This window comes from Pseudomonas sp. GW823-FHT02F05, from assembly GCF_058797315.1.
Genome location: NZ_JBXAJM010000019.1, coordinates 1 through 24,307 on the forward strand (window position 1 = coordinate 1; position 24,307 = coordinate 24,307).

Sequence of the window (24,307 nt, forward strand, 5' to 3'; positions counted from 1 at the left end):
GTATAGCGCAGTCCGGTAGCGCGCCTGCTTTGGGAGCAGGATGTCGGGAGTTCGAATCCCCCTACCCCGACCATATTAAAAATCCTCGTATCGAAAGATACGGGGATTTTTTTTGTGCGCGCGAATCCTGAATTCTCCGCAAAACAAATGTGGGAGCAAGCCCGCTCCCACATTTGCCAGGCCTCCTTCGAGACCAGGTTGTTAATGCAATTTAAGGCGTGGCTCGGTGCCGCGGCCGATCTTGCTGCCCAGCATCAGCATCGCCGTGCGGAAGAACCCATACAGCGCCATCTGGTGCATGCGGTACAGCGACACGTAGAACATCCGCGCCAGCCAGCCTTCCAGCATCACACTGCCCGTCAAATTGCCCATCAGGTTACCCACCGCGGAAAAGCGCGACAGCGAGATCAGCGAGCCGTAGTCGGTGTACGTGTAGGTCGGCAGCTCCTTGCCTTCAATCCGCAGCTTGAGCGATTTGGCCAGCAACGACGCCTGTTGGTGAGCCGCTTGGGCCCGTGGCGGCACATTGCGGTCGGTGCCCGGTTGCGGGCAGGCGGCGCAATCACCAAAGGCGAAGATATTTTCGTCGCGGGTGGTTTGCAGAGTTTGCAGGACTTGCAGTTGGTTGATGCGGTTGGTTTCCAGACCGTCGATGTCCTTGAGGAAACCGGGTGCGCGGATACCGGCCGCCCAGACCTTGAGGCTGGCCGGAATCACCTGGCCGCTGCTGGTGATCAAGGCATCGGCAGTTACTTCACTGACCGCCGAGTTGGTCAGTACCGTCACCCCTAGTTTTTCCAGGGTCTTGTGCACTGGCCCACCGATCCGCTCCGGCAGTGCAGGCAATACCCGCGGGCCGGCTTCGATCAGGGTGATGTGCATGTTTTCCGGCTTGATACGATCCAGGCCATAGGCGGCCAGTTCATGGGCGGCGTTATGCAGCTCGGCGGCCAGCTCGACCCCGGTGGCACCGGCACCCACGATGGCGACGCTAATCTGTTCAACGGCGTCGGTCTGCCCGGCATGGGCGCGCAGGTAGTGGTTGAGCAGTTGCTGATGGAAGCGCTCGGCCTGCTTGCGGGTATCGAGGAACAGGCAGTGTTGCGCTGCGCCCTCAGTGCCGAAGTCGTTGGTAGTGCTGCCTACCGCAATTACCAGGCTGTCATAGCCCAGCACGCGGGCAGGCACCAGTTCGCGGCCTTCTTCGTCGAGGGTGGCGGCCAGCTGGATTTTCTTCTGCTCACGGTCAAGCCCGCTCATGCGCCCTAGCTGGAACTCGAAGTGGTTCCATTTCGCCTGGGCAACATAGTTGAGTTCGTCTTCAGATGAGTTCAGTGAGCCGGCCGCGACTTCGTGCAGTAACGGCTTCCAGATGTGGGTCAGGTTGGTATCGACCAGCGTGATGCTGGCCTTGCCACGCTTGCCCAGGGTCTTACCCAGGCGGGTAGCCAACTCCAGGCCGCCGGCACCGCCGCCGACGATAATAATACGATGGGTCATGGGGATATCTCGCAAGGCTAAAAGAAATCGGAGCAGTTACCCTCGCGAGCGCCAGGCGGCTCATAGCGTCAGGTAACTCAATAGGCGGCTCAGCGCACCGAGCCCGATTACCACGACCAACACCACGCAGAGGAGCAGCCACGGCCGGAAAGGCTTGCGCTCGACTCTGTGCTGGGAAAGTCGCAGGTACTCTTCGACACGCTCTTGGTCATCGGGTTTCAGGCGGCTGGTCATAAAGGCCTCGTCAGGTAGACGTTGCAAAGGGGCGCCACGTTACAGCCAGGGGCATCAAAGGCTGATGCCGACATCAAACACTATGCTGCGGCCAAGGTTGTTGCGCAAGAAATCCGGTGCGTCCGGGTGCGCGAACAACACCCGGGCGAAGGTTGGACCCACCAGTGACAGCGAGCGCCAGCCCTGGCGCAGGTATTCGGTCGGCGGCGGAAAATGGCTGTTGAGGTCCAGTACTTCGCGCTTGAGGCTGGTAAACGCAATAAGGTCCAGCTCCCCCAAGTCCATCCCGCGTTCTTTATAGTTGTGGGCTTTTTTACGCAGTGTGGGGGCCAGGCGCAGGAGGAATTCATGGGCGGGGATTCGCCGTGGCTTGGCTTCGCGCCGTACCAGTTGGCTCAAGGAGAAAGCACTGCGCCTGCGCAGCAACTCATCGCGCCACTCGTCGTTCAGGCGGCGGCCCTCATCCAACACAAAAAAGACCTCGAAGCTGGCGTCGCGAAACAACACGTCGGGCGGCTCCTGGCCCGCTGCGTGGAATTCTTCGACACGGTAGGGCACATTCAAGCCTTGTAACAGGCGCTGGCAGACCCAACGCTCACGCTCCCACTTGCGGGCATTGGACAGAAACGCATTGGCTTGTTCGGCTGCTACGGTGAGCAGGCGCAAATAATCTGAGTCATCCATAGTCGCAGCTTAGCGTTCAAATGATGACCACAGGAAGTCTTGCCTTAAAACCCGGGTGTAGAATGCTTGCGTGAAACAGGCCCAGGGACGAGGTGTGTGATGAGGTTTTTGGTAAAGGCAGAGCATCCGTGATCAGTGCAGCGGTTCTGGCACCCCAGACTCTCGGCTTCGGCTGGCTGGTATATGCGCCCGTGGTGATGTGGGCGACTCTGCGCTCGCCATGGGTGGAGCTGTTTGCCGACCGTCGGCGCCAGCATTTGCTGTTCGGTACGGTGTTCGCGCTGTTCATGCTGTGGCTGGTGCGACGGGATTTCGATACCGGCGTGTCCTACCACTTTATCGGCATGACCGCCGTGACCTTGCTGCTGGATTGGCCGCTGGCAATCGTCGGAGGCTTTGCCGCCCAGCTTGGCTTGATGTTGCTGGGGCGCCAGGACTTGGCCGCGCTTGGCATCAATGGCCTGCTGCTGATCGTGCTGCCAGTGCTGGTCACCGAAGGGTGCGCGCTGCTGGTAGAACGGGCGCAGCCGAGAAACCCCTTTGTGTATATCTTCTGTTCGGGCTTTTTTGCTGCCGCACTGTCGGCATTGCTGTGCCTGTTGGCCGGCCTGGGCCTGTTGTGGTTGGACGGTCTTTTTGCGATGCCTGAGTGGTTGGAAGATTTTGTCGGTTACCTATGGCTGATCATCTTTCCCGAAGCCTTCATCAACGGCATGGTCATCAGCGCGCTGGTGGTGTTTTGTCCGGAATGGCTGGAGACGTTCAACCGTACCCGCTACCTCTCGGCGCCGTGGAAGGACGACGACTCGCGGCGTTGATCCAGGTCAAACGCCAGGCAGCGGCGCGGGTCCATGCTCTGCAAAATTTTCAGGAGCACGGATCATGAGTGTGTACGAGTGGGCACGGCAGGAGTTGCGCAGAAGCCAGGATGCAGCGCAGGAAATCGGTTTTGACCCCGGCTTGACCTTGCGCGCCATGCTCAGTGCGGTGGTGCAGCAAAGCAAGGGGGTACGCAGTTTTGAAGACCTGGCCGACGAGTTGCAATACCTTGCAGAAAACCTCGACGACCAGCAGGAATATGCCTTTATGCGGCCTTAGTGGCGCGGTGGCAGGTCTTCGGAAAACAGTTCATCTTCGGCGTCAGGGGCCACGGGAATCTTGTGTTCTTCAGCGGCCCAGGCGCCCAGGTCGATAAGCTTGCAACGGTCCGAGCAGAACGGTCGGTTGAGGTTGGTCGCTTTCCATTCCACGGGTGCACCGCAGGTTGGGCAGTCGACGGTCAAGGGTTGGCTCATGATCGGCCTCCACGCAAAGTAAGGTAAAAGTGGTGCAGTCGCTCGACCTCGCCGTGCAGCCAGGCGAGGTCCTTATCGTTGACCAGCACGTCATCGGCATGGTTCAGGCGGTCTTCGCGGCTGGACTGGGCCTTGAGAATCGCCTGCACCTGTTGTTCGCTGATGCCGTCGCGCTGCAGGGTACGCTGAATCTGCAGCGATTGCGGCACGTCGATCACCAGGATGCGCTGGGTCATGCTGTACTGTCCGGACTCGATCAGCAGCGGCGACACCAGGATCGCGTAGGGCGATCGGGCGCGTGCCAGGTGGCTGCGAATTTCCTCGGCGATCAGCGGGTGCAGCAAGGCTTCCAGCCACAGGCGCTCTTGTGGGATCTCAAAGATCAGTTTGCGCAGCGCGGCACGGTCCAGCTGGCCGTCGGGTTGCAGCACGCTGGCGCCGAAATGTTCGGCGATGCGTGCCAGGGCAGGGCGGCCAGGCTCGACCACCCAGCGCGCGGCATGATCGGCATCCACCAGGTCGATGCCCAGCTTGATAAAGTGCTCGGCCGCAGCGCTTTTGCCGCTGCCAATGCCGCCCGTGAGTCCAAGAATCCAGGGTGTTGCAACAGAAGTGGTCATCTGAAACCGACAGACTGCAAATAGAAGTCGGTTATTTGACCACCCCAGAGCAATGCAATCCAGCCGGCAATTGCCAGGCAGGGGCCAAACGGCATTGGCGCTGACACCTGGGCCTTACGCAAACGCAGCAGGATCAGCCCGGCAAATACGCCCAGCAGCGAGGCCATCAGCAGGGTCATCGGCAGAATCTGCCAGCCGCCCCAGGCTCCCAGCAAGGCCAATAACTTGAAGTCGCCATGGCCCATGCCGTCTTTGCCGGTGGCCAGCTTGAACAGCCAGAACAGGCACCACAAGCTCATGTAGCCGATGACCGCGCCCCACACTGCATCGGGCAGTGGCGTCAGCAGGTCAGCACTGTTGAGGATCAGCCCCAGCCATAGCAGCGGCAGCACCAGCACATCCGGCAGCAGTTGGTGGTCCAGATCAATCAGGCTCATGCCCAGCAAGCCCCAACTCAACAGCATCACCGCGCCGGCTTGCCAGCCGAAGCCGAAGTGCCAGGCGACAGCGGTTGAGATCAGCGCGCACGCGAGTTCGGTGAGGGGGTAACGCAGGCCGATAGGGTCGCGGCAGTGGGCACAACGCCCGCGGAGCAGCAGGTAGCTGAGCACCGGGATATTTTCCCAAGGCCGAATCGGTTGATTGCAGTGCGGGCAGCAGGAGTTCGGGTGCATCAGGTTATAGGCCGGCCCACCGGGCTCGGCTGGCAAGTCGAGAATCTCATGGGCCTGGGCACGCCATTCCCGCTCGAGCATTTTGGGCAGGCGCCACGCCAGCACATTGAGGAAGCTGCCGACGATCAGGCCCAACACCAGCGCCAGGCCAACAAACGCCCAGGGATGTTCGCTCAGCAGCAGGCTCAAAACGCCGTCCCCAATTGAAACACCGGCAGGTACATGGCGACTACCAGCGCGCCGACAATCCCCCCCAATACGACCATGATCAGCGGCTCCATCAGGCTGGTGAGGTTGTCGACCAAGGTATCCACGTCTGACTCGTAGTGGTTCGCGACTTTTTCCAGCATGCGGTCCAGGGTGCCGGACTCCTCCCCGATTGCGGTCATCTGGATCGCCATGCCTGGGAACAGGCCGCTGTTATGCATCGATTGATTCAACTGCATGCCTGTGGATACATCGTGGCGCATACGTTCGATTGCCTGTTTGAAGGGGCCATTGCCGACGGCGCCGGCCACCGAACCCAATGCCTGTACCAGAGGGACGCCCGCCGCAAAGGTGGTGGAAAGTGTGCGAGCGTAGCGAGCAACCGCAGATTTGTGCAGCAGTTTGCCTGCCACGGGCACTTTCAACAAACCCGCCGCCAACCAATGGCGAAAGCCCGGGTAAGTTCGATAGGCGTGATGCCCAGCGACCATTATGGCGCCCACGCCCAGCCCCAGCATCCACCACGCGTGTTGCAACAGTTCCGACAGTGCAATGACCGCCAGGGTAAACCCCGGCAATTGGCCGTTGACCCCGGCGAACAGGTTCTGGAACTGCGGCACAACGTGAATCAACAGCACTGTGCTCACCCCTGTGGCAATTACCAGTACCGCGACAGGGTAGGTCATGGCTTTCTTGATCCTGGTTTTGAGCCGTTGGCTTTTTTCCAGATGAATCGCCACGCGCTCGAGCAAGGTTTCCAGGGCGCCGGCTATTTCGCCAACTGCTACCAGATTGCAATACAACTCATCGAAGTAGCGGGGATATTGACGCAGGGCAGTGGCCAAGGGGTGGCCGCTGGCAATGTGCTGTTTCAACGCCTTCACCAGTTCGCGCAGCTGTAGGTTTTCGACGCCTTCGCTGATGATGTCGAAGGCTTGCAGCAGCGGGATGCCGGCTTTGAGCAAGGTGGCTAACTGGCGGGTGAACAGGGCAATATCTGCGGGCGTTATTCGCGTCTTGAAGATGTGTAAACCGTAAGATTTCTTGCGCACACGCTCAGGGCAGATCCCTTGCTGGCGCAGTTGTACCTTGATCAGCGCAAGGTTATGCCCGGCGATTTGCCCGGAAACCCGGCGGCCTTTGCGGTTGATGCCTTCCCAGGCATAGATTGTCGACGTGTCGTTCATGTGAGGTTGGCGCACCCAGGTCGTGAAGAATTTATAGCTTAGTCAGGTGGCGAATTCGGGCAGGCTGGCGCTGGGCGATAAAATGTCAGATTGTGCGTCTTGCAGGCGAACGGCTGCGTGGGGATGAGTACACTGGCGCCGTTGCACACTACGGGGCGCAGGATGCGCCTTGTCATGGTTCTATTCTGGAGAGTGAAAGAGATGCGTCAAAAAGGTTTTACCTTGATCGAATTATTGATCGTCGTGGCAATCATCGGCATTTTGGCCACCATCGGTCTGCCCATGTACACCAAGCACCAGGCCAAGGCCAAGTTCACGGCGGGGTTGGCTGAAATCAGCGCGCTAAAGGCCGGCTACGAGGACGCCATCAACCAGGGCACCGTGCCAACCCTGGCCCTCATCGGTGGCGCCAGCCCTACCGCCAACTGCGTGATCGAAGCGACAGGCGATGTGGCCTCGGGCGCAGGCTCCATCCGTTGTGAAATCTTGGACGCGCCCGCGCCCGTGCTCGGCAAGACCATCACCTTGACCCGCAGCGCCACCACCGGCTGGAGCTGTGCCACCACGGTAGAGCCGCAGTACGCTGCCAAGGGCTGCGGCGCCAACGGCGCGTGACAGTCGCCGGGCGGTGAGCGAGTTGGTTGCTGCATGCCCAATGCAGTGCTAGCTTTAGCCCACCGCCCGTGTAGCTCAGCCGGTAGAGCAGCGCACTCGTAACGCGAAGGTCGCAGGTTCGATTCCTGTCTCGGGCACCACAGGCACCACTGTTTCAACGGCAATGTTTTCAGATGATCCCAGAATGGTTCTGAAGGCCAGGTGAGCCGGGCATTTGCCCCCGCTCTTTTGTATCTGCGCAACCTTGAAGACCCAGATGCATTCCCATTCCTCGATCTAAGAGAACGACATGACCACGACTGAGATGACCCAGGAAGCACGGCACGAACAAGCGCTCAAGCATTACCTTGAAGCGACGCCGCAGCTTAAAGAAGAGATCAAGGACCTGAGTGCCGACGATCAGCGCGACCAGATTCAGTGGGCATTCGAAGATGAGGCCGAGAGTCAGGGCTACCAGCCTTGGGAGTTGACCCTCAAGTACACCTCGACGCCGGAAGAGTTCGAAGCCGCGCGGTTGGCCTTGCACAAAGAGGCGGCCGAGGTGCTGGGTGTCGATTGGGACGAGTACTGCGAGATGAATAATCTGGTGGTCTAGGCACGGCGGGCTTGTTGTGGCGAGGGAGCTTGCTCCCGCTGGGCTGCGAAGCAGCCCCAAATTAAGTGATCGAAATACATCAGGTGTACGTCGATGAACGGTTTGGGAGCGCTGCGCACTCCAGCGGGAGCAAGCTCCCTCGCCACAATCGCCCGGCCCTGCATGGTTTCTCAGATGCTCAGGCGCATCGACAGATCCACCGCCTTCACATCCTTGGTCATCGCGCCGATGGAGATGTAGTCCACGCCGGTTTCAGCGATAGGCAGCAAGGTGGTTTCATTGATCCCGCCGCTGGCTTCCAGTTTGGCCTTGCCTGCGTTCAGGCACACGGCTTCGCGCATGTCTTCCAGGCTCAGTTCATCCAGCATGATGATGTCGGCACCCGCCGCCAGGGCCTCGCGTAATTCCTCCAGGCTTTCCACTTCGATTTCCACCGGCTTGCCCGGGGCGATCTTGTGGGCGGCGGTGATCGCTTGGGCAATACCACCGCAGGCGGCGATGTGGTTTTCCTTGATCAGGAACGCGTCATACAGCCCGATACGGTGGTTGTGGCAACCGCCGCAGGTCACCGCATATTTCTGCGCTAAACGCAGGCCGGGCAATGTCTTGCGGGTGTCCAGCAGCTTGACCTGGGTGCTGGCGACAAAGTCCGCCAAAAATTGCGCACGGGTGGCAACCCCTGACAGCAATTGCAGAAAATTCAACGCGCTACGTTCACCACTGAGCAGCGAGCGGGCCGGGCCCTCAAGGTGGAACAACGCCTGGTTGGGGCTCACTCGTTCACCATCAGCCACCTGCCAGTGCACAGCGACCCGTGGGTCCAGTTGACGAAACACCGCATCCACCCACGCCGTGCCGGCGATAACAGCCGCCTCACGGGTAATGATCGTGGCCTTGGCCAGCCGTTCGGCCGGGATCAACTGCGCGGTGATGTCGCCACTGCCGATGTCTTCCAGCAGTGCGCGGCGCACGTTGGCTTCGATTTCGGCGGTGAGGTCGGCAAGACGGAGGTTCGGCATAACAGGCTCCACAAACAAAGTGCCTCGATTATAGGGCCAGCGTGCGTTCTAACCCAGGCTCGCCACTCATTTACCGCACAAAGTCAGAGTGTGCTGGCGCAACTGCCCTCGTTTGCAAGATAATCTCGCGCCTTGCAATTGGCGTCATAGCTTTGACGTCCTGGAGGTGATCGGGTGTTTGCAGTGCCTGCCGGGCCTGCGCTCCGTCTCTCCACCGCTCAAAACCGCCGTTTCAGGAGGCCAGGATGCACAATGACGGGAAGGTGGTGCCTATCAACAGGGCACAGGCCACGCCATCGCCGCTCGCGCGCCTGCCGGTGGTGTTGCTGCAGGTGCGTGACAAGGCTGCGCAACAGCTGCAGCAAGGCTTGCAGGAACTGTTCGATAACGCCGACGACACCCTGTTCGAAATGGCCGAAAAGGCCCGTAGCACCGTCGACCATCATATTTTTTTCGAGGCCATGCGCGACCTGCGCCTCAAGCGCAAGAACTTCGAGCGCGTGTTCATGGAGCAGCTGTTTGTGGCGTTCGCCAACCTGGGCCAGGCCCGGTGCAGCGGTGCACACCTGGTGCCGGTGGTGTCTTATGAGGCGGCACCCGGCACCAGCGCGGATGATGTGGAAAAAGCCGTGGCTCTGGAGGCGATGCTCGGTCGGGTGCGGCATCGTGATGGCTTGGCCCTGGGGCAGTTGAACGCACGCTTGAGTGAACTGCTCGGCAGGCGCCTGGAGGACCCTGAAAACCCCTTGGGCCCTGCGCGGCTTTGTGAGTTTTTCCTGCAAGCAGGGCGCAGCCTGGGGGTGGAGATTCGCGTCAAGCTGGTCATGCTCAAGCTGTTTGAGAAATACGTGCTCAGTGATGCCGACCTGTTGTATGGCGAGGCCAACCAATTGCTGATCGCCACCGGCGTATTGCCGCAACTCAAGACGGTCCCGTCCCGTCGAGCTGGCGGGCGCGAGGCCCGGGAGCACCAGCATTACACCAGCCAAGCGGTCGCCGACCCGCCGCTGGATGAAAGCGGCCAGCAAGCGTTCAGTGCCTTGCAAAAGTTACTGGTAGCCGTGCGTGGCAGCGTGGCCCCGACCCTTGAAGCCAGTGCCGAGCCGCAGCCGATTGCCACCCGTGACCTGCTACGGCTGTTGTCGCACTTGCAGCAATATGTCCCGGAGCCCGGTGGCGAGGACGATTTCGACCTGCGCAACCAGCTGGAACAGTTGCTGACCCGGGGCAGCGTCAAAAGCGGCAAGTCGAGGGTGTTAGAAGAGGCAGACGAAGATGTGACCAATCTAGTCGCCATGCTGTTCGAGTTCATGTTCGATGACAGCAGTGTGCCGGACGCTTTCAAGGCGCTGATCGCTCGTTTGCAGATCCCGCTGCTGAAAGTGGCGGTGCTGGACAAGAGCCTGTTCAGTTGCGCGGAGCATCCGGCGCGGCGCTTGCTCAATGACATCGCGAGTGCCGTCATCGGCTGGAGCCCGCCCCATGACCACCCACGGGACAACCTCTATCTGTGTATCGAGCAACTCGTACAGCGTGTGCTGAATGAGTTTGTCGAAGACCCGGCGATTTTCTCCCAGTTGCTCACCACGTTCAGCGCATTCATAGCCCAGGAGCGCAAGCGCAGCGAGCGACTTGCGCGACATACCCGTGACGCCGAGCAAGAGCGCCTGCAGGTCGAGGTGGCGCGCCAGCGTGTGGCGCACGTGCTCAATCGGCGGCTCGTGGGCAAAACCTTGCCGCAATCGGTGCTGCAATTTGTGCAGCAGGCCTGGAGCCAGGTGCTGTTAGTGGCCGTTCTCAAGCACGGTGAACAATCGCTGCAGTGGCAGGCGGCACTGCGCACCGTGGATGAATTGATCTGGAGCGTCGGCCTGCGTGAAGACACCGAAGCGGGCCGGCGTTTGCTCGAGCAATTACCCGGGCTGCTCAAGGCCTTGCGTGACGGGTTGGCCGGTGCGGCCTTCGATCCTTTCAGTACCCGCGAGTTCTTCCTGCGGTTGCAGGCCATGCATGTTCAGCCGCTCGACGGCGAGGTGCTGGTTGAAGTCCGTGAGCCTTTTATCCTGGGGGCTGGCCCGCCGGGTGCCGACGAACCACTGCCCCATGATGACCCCGACCTGCTCAAAGCCAAGCAGTTGCGAGCCGGTACCTGGGTAGCGCTGCAGCAAAATGAAGCCGGTACCCTGCGCTGCAAATTGACCGCCATCATGCCGCCCGCCGATACCTATGTTTTTGTCAGCCGCGCGGGCCTCAAAGTGTTGGAGAAAAGCGCGGGCCAGTTAGCGCTGGCGTTCAAGCAGGGCGTCCTGCACGCCTTGGATGATGGCCCGCTGTTCGAGCGTGCGCTGGCAGCGGTGGTGGACAACCTGCGGCAACTCAATCGCGGCAAGTGATCGCAACCGCAGGGTGGAACGCGGCATACTGGTCACACCTCTTATCATTCAAGGAGCCTGTATGCAGTTGGACCCCGCCAGCGGTTGGTGCCAGGGCATTCGTCATTGCCCTTCGCCCAACTTCAACGAGCGCCCTGAAGGCGAAATCTCGCTGTTGGTGGTGCATAACATCAGTTTGCCCCCGGCGCAGTTCAACACCGGCAAGGTGCAGGAATTTTTCCAGAACCGCCTGGATATCTCAGAGCATCCCTATTTTGAAGGGATCGCGAGCCTACGAGTGTCTGCGCATTTTCTGATTGAACGTGACGGCACTGTGACGCAATTTGTTTCGTGCCGCGACCGTGCCTGGCATGCCGGTATTTCCGTCTTTGAAGGGCGCGAGGTCTGCAACGATTTTTCTCTGGGAATCGAGCTGGAAGGCACGGATGACCTACCGTTTACCAATGCCCAGTATGCGGCGTTGATCGACCTGACACGCCAACTGCTGGCCGCATACCCAGATATCACCCGCCAACGTATTTGTGGTCACAGCGACATCGCTCCGGGGCGCAAGACCGACCCGGGCCCCGCTTTTGATTGGGCGCGCTTTCGCAGCGCCCTGCAGGATGGAGGACACGAACGATGAGTTTCCTGGTGTTGGTGCTGGCCGTGTGGATCGAGAAGTTCTCGGCCCTGCGCCTGCGGTTGCAGCGCGACGGTGGATGGCTGCGTGAGCTGGCCAAGCTGGAATCGAGCCCGCGCATGGGCAAGCGCCCTTGGTTGATCCTGCTGATATTGGTGCTGCTGCCGGTGGCATTGCTGGCATTGTTGTTGCTGGTCCTGGAACCGGTGGCCTATGGCCTGTTGGCATTGCCGGTGCACTTGCTGGTGGTGATCTACAGCCTGGGCCGTGGCGATCTATTGGCGGGGCTGGGGCCGTTTCGCGACGCCTGGCGGCGCGGTGACCTGCAAGCGGCCGAGCATGTGGCCGAACGCGACCTCAAACTTGGCGCCGACAGTGGCGAGCAATTGCTGGAGCGCGTCCAGGGCTACCTGCTGTGGCAGGCGTATCAAAGCTTTTTCGCGGTGATTTTCTGGTATTTCCTGCTGGGCCCGGTGGCCGCCCTGGCCTACCGCCTGTTGGCGCTGGCCAGCGAAAACAGCCAGAACCCGTTGGTGGCCGAGCGCGCCACGCAACTGCGCCACGCGTTTGACTGGTTGCCGGTACGCCTGCTGGCGGCCAGCTTTGCCTTGGTGGGTAATTTCGTCGGGGTCAGCCGTGTGATGCTCCACGAACTGTTGAGCTGGGACATCAGCGCGGCACAGTTGGTGGAAAGAGTCGGCCTGGCCGCCGCGGAAATTCCTGCGCCCGTGGTGGGGGCCGATGGCATCAACAGCCTGGATCGCCTGTGGGAACTGCTGCTGCGTGCGGCGGTGCTGTGGTATGCCGGGTTTGCGATCTGGACGGTGTTGCCCTGATGGTAGGAGCGAGCTTGCTCGCGAAAAACGTCAACGATAACGCGTGCTTCCTGAATAAACGCGGCGTCTGTGAGTCTTTCGCGAGCAAGCTCGCTCCTACATGGCGTTAGGGCTTTCCCCTTGCCACATTTGGCCTCCAGACACGCCGTTAACCTTACGTTACAAAACTCCCTTTCGAATTGAGCTATACAGATAGAGCGCCAAATAGTGGCTATCTGCCGCCGCCCTGCGCCTCAATAAAAATAAAAGAAGGGGAGGTCACCTGTGAAGAGCTTGCTCTATCCCGCCGTCGCGCTGATGAACCGCCTGAGTTTCGGCATGAAGTTCAGCCTGATCAGCGTGCTGTTCCTGCTGCCGATGCTGGCGACCAACTATTACCTGGTGCGCGACTCGTGGCGTGAATACCAGGGCACCCGGGTCGAACTGCAGAGTCTCGACCTGCTCGGCAGCAGCCTGGCGTTGCGCCGCGATCTGGAAACCCTCAACAACCAGGTAGAGATCAATGCCACCCTCGGCCAGTCCGGTAAAGCGGCAGACCTGGAGACCAGGATCAGCGCCTTGGAAGCGAGTGTAGTGGGGCGCTTGCAAGGCTTGCGCGCCATCGCGACCCAGCCCGAGCAAGTTGCCGTCTTCGACAGTAAGCGCGATGAGCTGATCGCTGCGTTCAAGGCCCAGCAACAGGAAACTTCGTTGCTCAACAAAGCGGCGTTGATCGGCAAGTTACTCAACCAGGCCCAGATGTTCAGCCAGATCATTGCCAGCCAAGCCGGCTTGAGCCGTGATCCGCAAAGTGATCTGCGCCAGCTCAGCGACCTGGTCACCACCGTCACCCCTCAAGTCACCCAGGCCTTGGGCGAAGGCCGTGCGATGGGCGCGTACTCCCTGGGGCAGGGCTTTATCAATTCATCCTCCAGCACCCGTTTTGACGAACTGCTGCAGCAGCTGGAAAAACTCCACGGGGAATATGGCTTGAAGCTGCAGGACGCGTTGGGCGCCAGCCAGGCCGCGCATGCAGCCCTCGACGTTTCGGCGCAAGCCAGCCGGGCCAGCCTCAAGCAAGGCAGCGAGTTTTTTGAAGAGCAGGTGGTGATGGCCGAGACCCTCGATACGTCTTGGCAGGGTTTTTATGACGGCGTCAGCCAGTTGATGGCCAAGACCTATCAATTGGATGACGCCACCCTGGCGTTCCTCGGGCAGCAGTTGCAGCAACGCCTGGCGCAAAACCGCCTGCACATGGTGTTGCTGGTCACGGCCCTGGCGGCGGTATTTGCGTTGATTTTCTATCTCTATGCCGGTTTCTTTGTCTCCACTCGCACCACCTTGCGCCGCCTGGGGGCGATGATGGACAAAGTGGCGGCAGGTGACATGACGGTCACCTTCGTTGCTCAAAGCCGCGACGAGCTGGGCGACTTGGGCCAGGTGTTCAATGGCACCGTGGCCAAGATTCATGACCTGATCGAACGTGTTGGGAATACGGTCAGCCAGGTGGAGTTGCAGGCCGGCCAGGTGCAGGCGGTGTCGGCACAGAGTAACCAGGCGGTGTCCGGCCAGCGCAGCCAGATCGAACAAGTGGCGACCGCGATGAACCAGATGTCCGCCACCGCCCAAGAGGTGGCGCGCAGCGCGGCGGCGGCGGTCAGCAGTGCCCAGAGCGTCAATGATGAAACGGTCAACGGGCGTGCGCTGGTGCAATCCCAGCAAGGCGGCATCGCACGCCTGGCGGCGGAGATTGACGAATCGGTGCGGGTGATCAACCAACTGGCTGCCGACAGCCAGTCCATCAGCAGCGTCCTGGAAGTAATCAAGAGCATTGCCGAGCAGACCAACCTGCTGGCGCTCAACGCGGCCATCGAAGCCGCGCGCGCTGGTGACCAAGGGCGTGGTTTTGCGGTGGTGGCCGACGAGGTGCGCACCCTGGCTCGGCGCACCCAGCACTCCACCGAGGAAATCGAGCAGATGATCAGCCGCTTGCACAGCGGCGTGGGCGCGGCGGTGAAGGCCATGGGCAGCAGCCATGAAATGGCGAATGGCACGGTGGGGCAGTCGGAAAAAGTCCAGCAAGCCCTGGAAAATATCCTGGGGGCAGTTGGGATGATCGTCGATCAGAACCAGCAAATCGCCGCCGCCGTGGAGCAGCAAACGGCGGTCGCCCACGACATCGACCAGAACATTGTCGAAATCAACCGTGCTGGCGAGCATGCAGCGCAAGGCGCCCAGCACACGGAAGCGGCCAGTCGACAACTGGCAACCCAGGTGGTTGAGTTGAAGCAATTGATTGGTGCGTTTCGGGTGTAGGGCGGTTCTGAAGGGCTGAACCACGGGGCCTGTGGCCCATGTCTTGATTTACCGATGCGTGTTTTATCGGGGCGTGAATAGGTGAAAATTTATGTCATCCGTCACGGTCACGAGGGGACAAAACGATGGCCGCCGCAATCGGTATCAGGGGGCATTGCGCCCAGTGCAACATGACGTTTGAACTCAAGCCTTGGCAACTGAACGCCATTGCCATCGATGTGCCGTTTGACTGTACGTATTGCCACTGCGGGTTGCAGTTGGGCTGCGTCAAGCAGTTGCGCCAGTTCAGAGCCCTGGACCAATGGGCGCTGGTGCGGCCGAGCATGATCATGCTGACGTGCGCGACCTTGCTGGTGGCCTTGGTCGCCGAGTGGCTGGGGCTGCTCAGTGTCATCGCGCAGTTCAACATTTCACTGGTCGCGGTGTTGATCCATTTGCTGGTGGTGCGCTACGCCCGTCATCGCCAGACAATGACCTTGAACTTGCAGGCCATCAGTGCGCTACCAGTTGAACAGCTCGCACGCATTGCGTGTGCTCGCCTCAGCCAGCAATAGAGGGCTGATACCCATGCGCTCGGCCAGGGCCGTGCAGATGTCTGGCAGGTGCTGCGGGCTATTGCGCTGGTTGGGGTACATGGCCGGGGCCATATCCGGCGAGTCGGTTTCCAGCACCACTGCGTCGAGGGGCAATTGGGCCAGTACCCGGTGCATGCGCAGGGCCTGGGGCCAGGTGGCAGCGCCACCCAGGCCCAGTTTGAACCCGAGCTTGATGTACTCGCGTGCCTCTTCAACGCTGCCGGTGAACGCATGGATGATGCCGCCTCTGGGCAGGCGGATACGCTTTAAGGTGGCAATTACCGCGGCGTGGCTGCGGCGAACGTGGAGCAGGGCCGGCAGCTGGAAATCCACCGCGAGTTTCAGCTGGGTTTCAAATAGCGGTTGCTGGCGCTGGTGGTCCAACTGTTCAAGAAAGTAATCCAGGCCAATTTCGCCCACGGCGCACAGTTGCCGGTGGCCATGCAGGCGCGTCAACCAGTCGCCCAGCTCCAGCAGGTCGGCGGGGCGATGCTCATCGAGATACACCGGGTGCAAGCCGAAGGCGGCGAACAAGCCTTCGTCCTGTTGCACCAAGTCCCATAGCCGCTGCCAATTTTTCTGGTACACCCCCAGCACCACCAGGCGCCGCACGCCGAGTTCACGGCTGTGGGCGAGGACGTGCGTGCGATCCTGGTCGAAGTCCTCGAAGTCCAGGTGCGTGTGGGTGTCGATCAGCTCCACGCTCAGGCCTCGTGGATACGCTGCTTGAAGGTCCGGCCAATCGCATGCACGCCGGGTTGGTACTGTTCTTCTTCAACGGCGGCCAGGGCCAGGCGCAGGGCGGTCTCGGCGATCAATTGATGTTGTTGGGCCATGGCGTTGACCGGCAGCGGGAGGAAATCCAGCAACTGGGTATCGCCGAAGGTGCCCAGGCGCAGGGGGCGTGACTTGAGAGGGAAGTCATGCAGCGCATCAAACACGCCTTGGAGCAGTACGTAGGAGGTGGTTACCAGCGCGTCCGGCAGATGCCCCAGGCGTTGAAGCAATTGCTCCATCAGCTCTCGGCCGCAGTCACGACTGAAGGCTTCGCCCTGTTCGATGATCACTTCGCCCGTAAAGCCTTGCAGCGCATCGCGGAAACCGGCGGTACGCGCCTGGCTGATGCTCAGCTCGGGCCGTGCGCCGATCAGCGCGATCTGCTTGGGCAACGGTTGCAGCAGGCTGCTAGTGAGTTGCTGGCAGGCCTGGTGGTCGTCGCTGACCACGGAGCAGAACTGGTTCGGCTCCATCTCCCGGTCGATGGCAATCACCGGCAGCCCCTTGGCCTGCAACTCGCGATAGCTGTCATCGCTGGCCGGCAGGCAACTGGCGACGAACAACGCATCGCAACGCCGCGCCCGGAACAGTTGCAGCAGTTGGCGCTCGCTGTCCGCTTCGTCATCGGAGCTGGCGATCAGTAACTGATAGCCGCGCGCCCGCGCACCTTGTTCCAGCAGTTTGGCGATGCGTGCGTAGCTGGGGTTTTCCAGGTCTGGCAGGATGAACCCCAAGGTCCGCGTATGCCGGCTGCGCAGCCCCGCGGCTTGAGGGTTGGGGGTAAAGCCATGGGCTTGGACCACGGCACGCACACGCTCAACGGTGGCGTTGCTGATGCGCTGCTGTTCGGCCTTGCCATTGATGACATAGCTGGCGGTGGTAACGGACACACCGGCCAGACGTGCGATATCACTGAGTTTCAAACCGGGATTTCCTTGTTTTTTGGCGCTCGCCCCGACATTTTGTCCAATCGTAACCGATTCCAGCATTCGACCAATGTCCCACAGCAAGCGCCGAGTGGCCCTTCAAGCTTGCGTAATTAACGCGTAATCTGCCATAAATTCTAGATTAAACGTTTCAGCAAGCGTATTTTTACGATGTTCGCTACTGAGTCACCACTGCCAATTGACCGCTCAGTCAGTTAATTTTGATCATATTTACCTACAACAATACCTAGTGCGCCTGTCGCACTAACTAGGAGAACGGCATGCTTGAGCTCCCTGTAGAGCAGATATCCATGGGCCAGGTGGCTGTGGATAAATCTGCTGCCTTGCACCTGCTCGCTGACAAATTAGTGGCCGATGGCCTGGTTGCCGAAGGTTATCTCAGTGGCTTGCAAGCCCGTGAAGCCCAAGGTTCGACCTTTCTCGGCCAAGGCATTGCTATCCCCCATGGCACGCCAGAAACCCGCGACCAAGTGTTTTCCACCGGTGTGCGCCTGCTGCAGTTCCCCGAAGGGGTGGACTGGGGCGATGGCCAGATCGTCTATCTGGCGATTGGCATCGCGGCTAAATCCGATGAACACCTGCGCCTGTTGCAACTGCTCACCCGTGCCCTCGGTGAAACCGACCTGGGCCAGGCGTTGCGCCGTGCCGGCAATGCCGAAGCGCTGTTGAAACTGTTGCAAGGCGCGCCCCAGGAACTGGCGCTGGATGCGCAGATGATCAGCCTGGGCGTGTCGGCCGATGATTTTGAAGAGTTGGTGTGGCGCGGTGCGCGCCTGCTGCGCCAGGCCGACTGCGTGAGCAATGGCTTTGCCGCCGTATTGCAGCAAGTCGACGCGCTGCCCCTGGGCGATGGCCTGTGGTGGTTGCACAGCGAGCAGACGGTCAAGCGCCCGGGCCTGGCCTTTGTGACGCCGGACAAACCTATGCGTTACCTCGGCCAGCCCTTGCACGGCCTGTTCTGCCTGGCGAGCCTCGGTGAAGCGCACCAGACCCTGCTTGAACGCCTGTGTGCCTTGCTGATTGAAGGGCGCGGCCACGAGTTGGGACGCGCCACCAGCAGCCGCGCGGTGCTGGAAGTGCTGGGCGGTGAACTGCCGCCGGACTGGCCCAGCGCCCGTATTACCCTGGCCAACGCCCACGGCCTGCACGCGCGCCCGGCCAAGATCCTGGCGCAATTGGCGAAAAGTTTTGACGGCGATATCCGCGTACGTATCGTCGATGGCGCGGTGGGCGCCGTGTCGGTCAAAAGCCTGAGCAAGTTGCTCAGCCTCGGCGCACGTCGTGGCCAGGTGCTGGAGTTTGTGGCCGAGCCGACGGTGGCCGGCGATGCACTGCCCGCCCTCTTGGCCGCCGTGCAAGAGGGCCTTGGCGAAGAGGTCGAGCCCTTGCCCACGGTGAGCGCACAGCCCGCACAGGTCGATATCGAACCGGTGCTCAGCGCGCCACTGAGCGGTAGCCAACTCCAGGCCATTGCCGCCGCGCCGGGTATCGCGATCGGCCCGGCTCATATCCAGGTGCCGCAGGTGTTCGATTACCCGCTACGGGGCGAATCCGCCGCCGCCGAACGCCAGCGCCTGCACACCGCCTTGAGCGACGTGCGCACGGATATCCAGGGCTTGATCGAGCGTAGCCAGGCCAAGGCCATCCGCGAGATTTTCATTACCCACCAGGAAATGCTCGACGACCCGGAACTGACCGACGAAGTCGACACCCGCCTCAAGCAGGGCGAAAGCGCCGAAGCCGCCTGGATGAGCGTGATCGAAGCCGCCGCCAAGCAACAGGAAGCCTTGCAGGATGCCTTGCTGGCCGAGCGTGCTGCCGACTTGCGTGACATCGGCCGCCGCGTGCTGGCCCAGTTGTGCGGCGTCCAGAGCGTGCAGGAACCGAGCGAGCCCTACATCCTGGTGATGGAAGAGGTCGGCCCTTCGGACGTGGCGCGCCTGGACCCGGCCCGCGTTGCCGGCATTCTCACCGCCCGGGGCGGCGCCACCGCTCACAGTGCCATTGTCGCCCGCGCCCTGGGCATTCCGGCCTTGGTCGGCGCTGGCGCTGCGGTGTTATTGCTCAACCCGGGCACGCCACTGTTGCTCGATGGCCAGCGTGGTCGCCTGCATGTGGACCCCGACGCCGTCACCCTGCAACGGGCCACCGTGGAGCGCGACAGCCGCGAACAGCGCTTGCAAGCCGCATCGGCCCAGCGCCATGAAGCGGCGCTGACCCGTGACGGCCACGCCGTGGAAGTGTTCGCCAATATTGGCGAAAGCGCCGGGGTGGCCAGCGCAGTGGAGCAGGGCGCCGAAGGCATTGGCCTGCTGCGCACCGAACTGATTTTCATGGCTCACTCCCAGGCGCCAGACGAGGCCACTCAGGAGGCCGAATACCGTCGCGTACTCGACGGCCTCAATGGTCGCCCGTTGGTGGTGCGCACCCTGGATGTGGGCGGCGACAAGCCTTTGCCCTATTGGCCGATCGCCGAAGAGGAAAACCCCTTTCTGGGTGTGCGCGGCATTCGCCTGACGTTGCAACGCCCGCAGATCATGGAAGCGCAACTGCGCGCATTGCTGCGTGCAGCAGACAACCGCCCGCTGCGCATCATGTTCCCCATGGTCGGCAGCGTGGATGAGTGGCGCGCCGCCCGGGACATGACCGAGCGCCTGCGCCTGGAGATCCCAGTGGCAGACCTGCAACTGGGGATCATGATCGAAGTGCCCTCAGCCGCGCTGCTGGCGCCGGTCCTCGCCAAGGAAGTCGACTTCTTCAGCGTCGGCACCAACGACCTGACCCAATACACCCTGGCCATCGACCGCGGCCACCCGACCCTGTCGGCCCAGGCCGATGGCTTGCACCCTGCAGTCCTGCAACTGATCGACATCACCGTGCGCGCCGCCCATGCCCACGGCAAATGGGTAGGCGTGTGCGGCGAGTTGGCGGCGGACCCGCTGGCGGTGCCGGTGCTGGTCGGCCTGGGCGTGGATGAGTTGAGCGTGTCGGCCCGCAGCATTCCTGAAGTGAAGGCGCGGGTGCGTGAATTCAGTCTGAGCGAGGCCCAGGGCCTGGCGCAACAAGCACTGGCGGTGGGTTCGCCCGCCGAAGTGCGTGCCCTAGTGGAGGCCGTGTAGATGGCGAATATTCTGACCCTGACGCTGAACCCGGCGTTGGACCTCACGGTACGCCTGGCGCACCTGCAACCCGGTGAGGTCAATCGCAGTGAAGCGATGCTCACCCACGCCGCGGGCAAGGGCGTGAATGTGGCGCAAGTGCTGGCGGACCTAGGCCATTACGTCAGCGTGGGCGGGTTTCTCGGCAGTGCCAACCCCCAGGCTTTCAATGCGCTGATCAAGCGCCGTGGGTTTGGCGATGCCTTCATCCGGGTTCCCGGCGAAACCCGGAGCAACATCAAGATTGCCGAACAGGATGGGCGTGTCACCGACATCAATGCACCGGGGCCGCTGGTGACTGAAGAGGCGCTAAAAGCGCTGCTCAAGATGGTCGCGATCATTGGCCCGGAGTTCGATGCGGTCGTGGTGGCCGGTAGCTTGCCGCGCGGCGTCAGCCCGCAATGGTTTAAAGGTTTGCTGGAGGCGTTGAAGGACCTCGGTTTGAAAGTCGCCCTGGACACCAGCGGCGAAGCGCTGCGCCTGGGGTTGGAGGTTGGCCCGTGGCTGGTCAAACCCAATACCGAAGAGTTGGCCGAGGCCTTGGGTAACGCCACCGATGCCATCAGCCGCCTGCATCAGCAAGGCGTCGAACATGTGGTGGTCTCCGACGGGGCCGCAGGCGTGACCTGGTACCGCCCGGGTGCGGCGCTGCACGCCACGCCGCCCAAGGTGGCAGTGGCCAGTACCGTGGGCGCCGGCGACTCGCTGCTGGCCGGGATGCTCCACGGTTTGCTCAGTGGCGATACGCCGGAGCACACCTTGCGCCGGGCCACGGCGATTGCCGCGATGGCGGTGACACAGATCGGTTTTGGCATCAGCGATGACGCGCAGTTGGCGCATCTCGAAAGCGGCGTCGATGTGCGCACGCTGACAGAACAATAAGAGGGTTTGTGATGAAGTTAGCCATTGTTACCGCCTGCCCGAACGGCATGGTCACCAGTGTGCTGTGCGCCCGCTTGTTGGACGCCGCCGCCCAGCGCATGGGCTTGCACACCAGTGTTGAAGTCGTCGATGTGCAGCGCCCGGAGCGCCAGTTGTCCCAGGCGACGATTGATGATGCCGAGTGGGTGCTGCTGGTCAGCAGTACCCCGGTGGATATGCAGCGGTTTGTCGGCAAGCGTGTGTTCCAGAGCACACCGGCCCAGGCGTTGGCGGATGTCGAAGGCGTGCTGCGCCGGGGCGCCGAAGAAGCCCAGGTGTATGTCGCCGACGCCGCCCCGGTGGCGGCCAAGGCTGCGCCGCGTATCGTCGCGATTACCGCGTGCCCCACCGGTGTGGCCCACACGTTCATGGCCGCCGAAGCCTTGCAGCAGACTGCTCAGCGCCTGGGTTATGACCTGCAGGTCGAGACCCAAGGTTCGGTGGGCGCCCGCACGCCGTTGAGCCCGCAAGCGATTGCCGATGCCGATGTGGTGTTGCTGGCGGCCGATATCGAAGTGGCCACCGAGCGTTTCGCCGGCAAGAAGATTTACCGCTGTGGCACCGGCATTGCCCTCAAGCAATCCGAAGTCATCCTCAACAAAGCCCTGGCCGAAGGCGCGGTGGAAAGCGCGGCCGGCGGTGCACCGGCCAAGGCGGAGAAAACCGGCGTCTACAAACACCTGCTCACCGGCGTGTCGTATATGTTGCCGATGGTGGTGGCGGGGGGCTTGCTGATCGCCTTGTCGTTTGTGTTCGGCATCCATGCTTTCGAGCAGCCCGGCACCTTGGCGGCGGCGCTCAAATCCGTGGGTGACCAGGCGTTCCTGTTGATGGTGCCGTTGCTGGCGGGCTACATCGCCTACTCGATTGCCGACCGTCCTGGCCTTGCGCCCGGCATGATCGGCGGGCTGCTGGCTGGGACGCTGGGGGCTGGGTTTATCGGCGGCATCCTGGCCGGCTTCGTCGCCGGGTATTGCGTCAAGCTGATCAGCCGCGCAGTGCAACTGCCCCAGAGCCTGGAAGCGCTCAAGCCGATCCTGATCATCCCGTTACTGGCGAGCCTGTTTACTGGCTTGGTGATGATCTACCTGGTGGGCCCACCGGTCGCCCGCTTGCTCACGGGCCTGACGGATTTCCTCAGCACCATGGGCACCACCAACGCGGTGCTGCTGGGCATTTTGCTCGGCGGCATGATGTGCGTGGACTTGGGCGGGCCGATCAACAAGGCGGCCTATGCGTTCTCGGTTGGCCTGCTGGCCGCGTCGAGCGGCGCGCCGATGGCCGCGACCATGGCCGCCGGCATGGTGCCGCCAATTGGCATGGGCATCGCCACGTTGCTGGCCCGGCGCAAGTTCGCCCAGACCGAGCGCGAGGCCGGCAAGGCGGCGATGATCCTGGGGCTGTGCTTTATCTCCGAAGGCGCGATTCCCTTCGCCGCCAAAGACCCGCTGCGCGTCATCCCGGCCAGCATCGCCGGTGGCGCGTTGACCGGTGCGCTGTCGATGTACTTCGGCTGCAAACTCGCCGCGCCCCATGGCGGGTTGTTTGTGTTGGTGATTCCGAATGCGATGAACCATGCGTTGTTGTATTTGTTGGCGATTGTGGCGGGCAGTGTGTTGACCGGCTTGGTGTATGCCGTGCTCAAGCGGCCGGAAGCGGCCGAGCTGGCCGTGACTGCCTGACCAGTAAAAGTGTGGGGGCAAGCCCAAATACCCTGTAGGAGCGAGCTTGCTCGCGAAGAACTCGCAGGCGCCGCGTTCATTCAGCAAGCCCGCGTGATCGTTGACGTTTTTCGCGAGCAAGCTCGCTCCTACAGTTGTAGCCTGTCATCTGCGCTTCATCCCGTCATGCTTTAGTGGCCCTTTTGATACTCAAGAGGGCACCTCCATGAGCCATTTCGATCTCGGTCGCCGCCGCGTGATGCAAGCTGTGGGCGCTGGCCTGCTGTTGCCGGGCCTGGCGCCTGCGGTGATCGCTTCGGTGAAGGACCGACCGCAACTCACTGACGGCGTGCAATCGGGCGACCTGCAGGGCGATCGCGCAATGATCTGGAGCCGCAGTGACCGCCCGGCGAAGATGGTGGTGGAGTGGGATACCCGCAGCGTGTTCAGCAACCCGCGCCGATTCGTCTCGCCCCTGGCCGACAGCCGCACCGACTTTACCGCCCGTGTCGAGCTCACCGGGCTGCCGGTCGACCAGGCGATTTTCTACCGCGTGCATTTCGAAGACGCCCAGACCGGCATTGCCAGTGAACCCTGGTTCGGGCACCTGCGTAGCGTGCCGCAACAGCGGCGTGATATCCGTTTTGTGTGGAGCGGCGACACCGTCGGCCAAGGCTTCGGCATCAACCCGGACATCGGTGGCATGCGCATCTATGAAGCCATGCGCCTGCGCCTGCCGGACTTTTTTATCCACAGCGGCGACACCATCTACGCCGACGGCCCGGTCCCCGCGCAGCTCACCACTGAAGGCGGGCGCATCTGGCGCAACATCACCACTGAAGCCAAAAGCAAAGTCGCGGAAACCCTCGATGAATATCGCGGCAATTACCGTTACAACCTGCTGGATGAAAACGTACGCCGCTTCAATGCCGAGGTGCCGCAGATCTGGCAGTGGGACGATCACGAGGTGATCAACAACTGGTCATCGAGCAAGCAGTTGGATGAGCGTTACCAGACCCGTGACATCAACACCCTGGTGGGCCGCGCCCGCCAGGCCTGGCTGGAATATTCGCCCATGCGCCGACAGAGCGCCGACGGTGGCGGGCGCATTTATCGCAAGCTCAGTTATGGGCCGCTGCTGGATGTGTTTGTGTTGGATATGCGCAGCTATCGCGGGCCGAATGACGACAACCTGGGCGCTGAAAAACCCTTTCTTGGGCGTGAACAGTTGGACTGGCTCAAGCGCGGGCTCAAGGCATCGCAAGCGCAGTGGAAGGTGGTAGCCGCAGACATGCCTATCGGCCTGGGCGTGCCCGACGGTGAGGTCAGCCCCGGCGTGGCGCGTTGGGAAGCGATCGCCAATGGCGACCCTGGCCCGGCGCAAGGGCGTGAGCTGGAGATCGCCGAACTGCTGGGGTTCCTGCATGAGCACAAGGTGCGCAACCACCTGTGGCTGACGGCCGATGTGCATTACTGTGCGGCGCATCACTAT

General features: G+C 61.7%; 23 protein-coding genes and 1 tRNA gene. 14 read left to right on the forward strand and 10 right to left on the reverse strand.

The window, feature by feature from the left end; translation table 11 throughout:
• Positions 1 to 201: 201 nt before the first annotated feature.
• The 3 genes from AC1RAC_RS21405 to AC1RAC_RS21415 are packed head-to-tail and all read right to left on the reverse strand — an operon-like array spanning position 202 to position 2,418.
• Positions 202 to 1,500, reverse strand: coding sequence for an NAD(P)/FAD-dependent oxidoreductase (locus AC1RAC_RS21405; protein ID WP_032903990.1), 1,299 nt, complete (start codon positions 1,498 to 1,500; stop codon positions 202 to 204).
• 60 nt (positions 1,501 to 1,560) lie between these two features.
• Positions 1,561 to 1,734 carry a DUF3094 family protein gene (locus AC1RAC_RS21410; protein WP_034126248.1) on the reverse strand — a complete coding sequence of 58 codons (174 nt, stop codon included), beginning with the start codon at positions 1,732 to 1,734 and terminating at the stop codon, positions 1,561 to 1,563.
• Positions 1,735 to 1,788: 54 nt separating this feature from the next.
• The gene (locus AC1RAC_RS21415) at positions 1,789 to 2,418 is read right to left on the reverse strand and encodes a DUF1780 domain-containing protein (RefSeq protein WP_003188431.1); all 630 of its coding nucleotides are present in this window, start codon (positions 2,416 to 2,418) and stop codon (positions 1,789 to 1,791) included.
• Between the two features lie 128 nt (positions 2,419 to 2,546).
• On the opposite strand from AC1RAC_RS21415, the gene AC1RAC_RS21420 reads away from it, so the two are divergent.
• Together AC1RAC_RS21420 and AC1RAC_RS21425 are read left to right on the forward strand one after the other, a co-directional pair.
• Positions 2,547 to 3,236: an energy-coupling factor ABC transporter permease gene (locus AC1RAC_RS21420; protein WP_054919398.1), complete on the forward strand. Its 690-nt coding sequence runs from the start codon at positions 2,547 to 2,549 to the stop codon at positions 3,234 to 3,236.
• A gap of 64 nt (positions 3,237 to 3,300) precedes the next feature.
• Complete coding sequence (locus AC1RAC_RS21425) at positions 3,301 to 3,516, forward strand: hypothetical protein (RefSeq protein ID WP_003171680.1); 216 nt, start codon at positions 3,301 to 3,303, stop codon at positions 3,514 to 3,516.
• On the opposite strand, the gene yacG is transcribed toward AC1RAC_RS21425, so the two are convergent.
• The 4 genes from yacG to AC1RAC_RS21445 are packed head-to-tail and all read right to left on the reverse strand — an operon-like array spanning position 3,513 to position 6,401.
• Positions 3,513 to 3,713 carry a DNA gyrase inhibitor YacG gene (yacG, locus tag AC1RAC_RS21430; RefSeq protein ID WP_003188437.1) on the reverse strand — a complete coding sequence of 67 codons (201 nt, stop codon included), beginning with the start codon at positions 3,711 to 3,713 and terminating at the stop codon, positions 3,513 to 3,515. The two genes, AC1RAC_RS21425 and yacG, sit on opposite strands and share 4 nt — an antisense overlap.
• Entirely contained in the window at positions 3,710 to 4,333 is a 624-nt protein-coding gene (gene coaE / locus AC1RAC_RS21435) for a dephospho-CoA kinase (protein WP_054896889.1), read from the reverse strand. The genes yacG and coaE overlap by 4 nt, the downstream gene beginning before the upstream one ends.
• A complete protein-coding gene (locus AC1RAC_RS21440; RefSeq protein WP_057976746.1) occupies positions 4,330 to 5,196 on the reverse strand; it encodes a prepilin peptidase in 867 nt (288 codons plus the stop codon). The genes coaE and AC1RAC_RS21440 overlap by 4 nt, the downstream gene beginning before the upstream one ends.
• The gene (locus AC1RAC_RS21445; protein ID WP_492616969.1) at positions 5,193 to 6,401 is read right to left on the reverse strand and encodes a type II secretion system F family protein; all 1,209 of its coding nucleotides are present in this window, start codon (positions 6,399 to 6,401) and stop codon (positions 5,193 to 5,195) included. Before AC1RAC_RS21445 ends, AC1RAC_RS21440 begins: the two co-directional genes overlap by 4 nt.
• Positions 6,402 to 6,602: 201 nt before the next feature.
• Here AC1RAC_RS21445 and AC1RAC_RS21450 point away from each other — a divergent pair, with 201 nt between their 5' ends.
• From AC1RAC_RS21450 to AC1RAC_RS21460, 3 genes are all read left to right on the forward strand, one after another.
• Positions 6,603 to 7,016, forward strand: coding sequence for a pilin (locus AC1RAC_RS21450; protein WP_054919391.1), 414 nt, complete (start codon positions 6,603 to 6,605; stop codon positions 7,014 to 7,016).
• Positions 7,017 to 7,080: 64 nt separating this feature from the next.
• Positions 7,081 to 7,156: transfer RNA gene (locus AC1RAC_RS21455), tRNA-Thr, on the forward strand.
• 149 nt (positions 7,157 to 7,305) lie between these two features.
• On the forward strand, positions 7,306 to 7,611 hold the full coding sequence (locus tag AC1RAC_RS21460; RefSeq protein ID WP_034126255.1) for a DUF6388 family protein: 306 nt from the start codon (positions 7,306 to 7,308) through the stop codon (positions 7,609 to 7,611).
• A gap of 170 nt (positions 7,612 to 7,781) precedes the next feature.
• On the opposite strand, the gene nadC is transcribed toward AC1RAC_RS21460, so the two are convergent.
• The gene (nadC, locus tag AC1RAC_RS21465; RefSeq protein WP_089041392.1) at positions 7,782 to 8,630 is read right to left on the reverse strand and encodes a carboxylating nicotinate-nucleotide diphosphorylase; all 849 of its coding nucleotides are present in this window, start codon (positions 8,628 to 8,630) and stop codon (positions 7,782 to 7,784) included.
• 245 nt (positions 8,631 to 8,875) lie between these two features.
• On the opposite strand from nadC, the gene AC1RAC_RS21470 reads away from it, so the two are divergent.
• From AC1RAC_RS21470 to AC1RAC_RS21490, 5 genes are all read left to right on the forward strand, one after another.
• On the forward strand, positions 8,876 to 11,023 hold the full coding sequence (locus AC1RAC_RS21470) for a DUF1631 domain-containing protein (protein ID WP_492616970.1): 2,148 nt from the start codon (positions 8,876 to 8,878) through the stop codon (positions 11,021 to 11,023).
• 61 nt (positions 11,024 to 11,084) lie between these two features.
• Entirely contained in the window at positions 11,085 to 11,648 is a 564-nt protein-coding gene (gene ampD, locus AC1RAC_RS21475) for a 1,6-anhydro-N-acetylmuramyl-L-alanine amidase AmpD (protein ID WP_054896894.1), read from the forward strand.
• Positions 11,645 to 12,481: a regulatory signaling modulator protein AmpE gene (ampE, locus tag AC1RAC_RS21480; RefSeq protein WP_034126259.1), complete on the forward strand. Its 837-nt coding sequence runs from the start codon at positions 11,645 to 11,647 to the stop codon at positions 12,479 to 12,481. The genes ampD and ampE overlap by 4 nt, the downstream gene beginning before the upstream one ends.
• A gap of 1,590 nt (positions 12,482 to 14,071) precedes the next feature.
• Complete coding sequence (locus tag AC1RAC_RS21485; RefSeq protein ID WP_492616988.1) at positions 14,072 to 14,776, forward strand: methyl-accepting chemotaxis protein; 705 nt, start codon at positions 14,072 to 14,074, stop codon at positions 14,774 to 14,776.
• 125 nt (positions 14,777 to 14,901) lie between these two features.
• A complete protein-coding gene (locus AC1RAC_RS21490; RefSeq protein WP_073524358.1) occupies positions 14,902 to 15,330 on the forward strand; it encodes a hypothetical protein in 429 nt (142 codons plus the stop codon).
• Here AC1RAC_RS21490 and AC1RAC_RS21495 read toward each other — a convergent pair.
• Together AC1RAC_RS21495 and cra are read right to left on the reverse strand one after the other, a co-directional pair.
• Positions 15,277 to 16,053 carry a TatD family hydrolase gene (locus tag AC1RAC_RS21495; protein WP_492616971.1) on the reverse strand — a complete coding sequence of 259 codons (777 nt, stop codon included), beginning with the start codon at positions 16,051 to 16,053 and terminating at the stop codon, positions 15,277 to 15,279. The two genes, AC1RAC_RS21490 and AC1RAC_RS21495, sit on opposite strands and share 54 nt — an antisense overlap.
• 2 nt (positions 16,054 to 16,055) lie before the next feature.
• Positions 16,056 to 17,051, reverse strand: coding sequence for a catabolite repressor/activator (gene cra / locus AC1RAC_RS21500; protein WP_054919378.1), 996 nt, complete (start codon positions 17,049 to 17,051; stop codon positions 16,056 to 16,058).
• 284 nt (positions 17,052 to 17,335) lie between these two features.
• Between cra and ptsP the strand changes: the two genes are divergently transcribed.
• The 4 genes from ptsP to AC1RAC_RS21520 form a co-directional block, all read left to right on the forward strand.
• On the forward strand, positions 17,336 to 20,194 hold the full coding sequence (ptsP, locus tag AC1RAC_RS21505) for a phosphoenolpyruvate--protein phosphotransferase (protein ID WP_492616972.1): 2,859 nt from the start codon (positions 17,336 to 17,338) through the stop codon (positions 20,192 to 20,194).
• Positions 20,195 to 21,115, forward strand: coding sequence for a 1-phosphofructokinase (pfkB, locus tag AC1RAC_RS21510; protein ID WP_054896898.1), 921 nt, complete (start codon positions 20,195 to 20,197; stop codon positions 21,113 to 21,115).
• 11 nt (positions 21,116 to 21,126) lie between these two features.
• Positions 21,127 to 22,836 (forward strand): fructose-specific PTS transporter subunit EIIC, encoded by a 1,710-nt coding sequence (locus tag AC1RAC_RS21515; protein ID WP_259038647.1) that lies wholly within the window; start codon positions 21,127 to 21,129, stop codon positions 22,834 to 22,836.
• Positions 22,837 to 23,041: 205 nt separating this feature from the next.
• Positions 23,042 to 24,307, forward strand: a 1,266-nt coding sequence (locus AC1RAC_RS21520; protein WP_492616973.1) for an alkaline phosphatase D family protein, incomplete at its 3' end; no start/stop codon positions are given.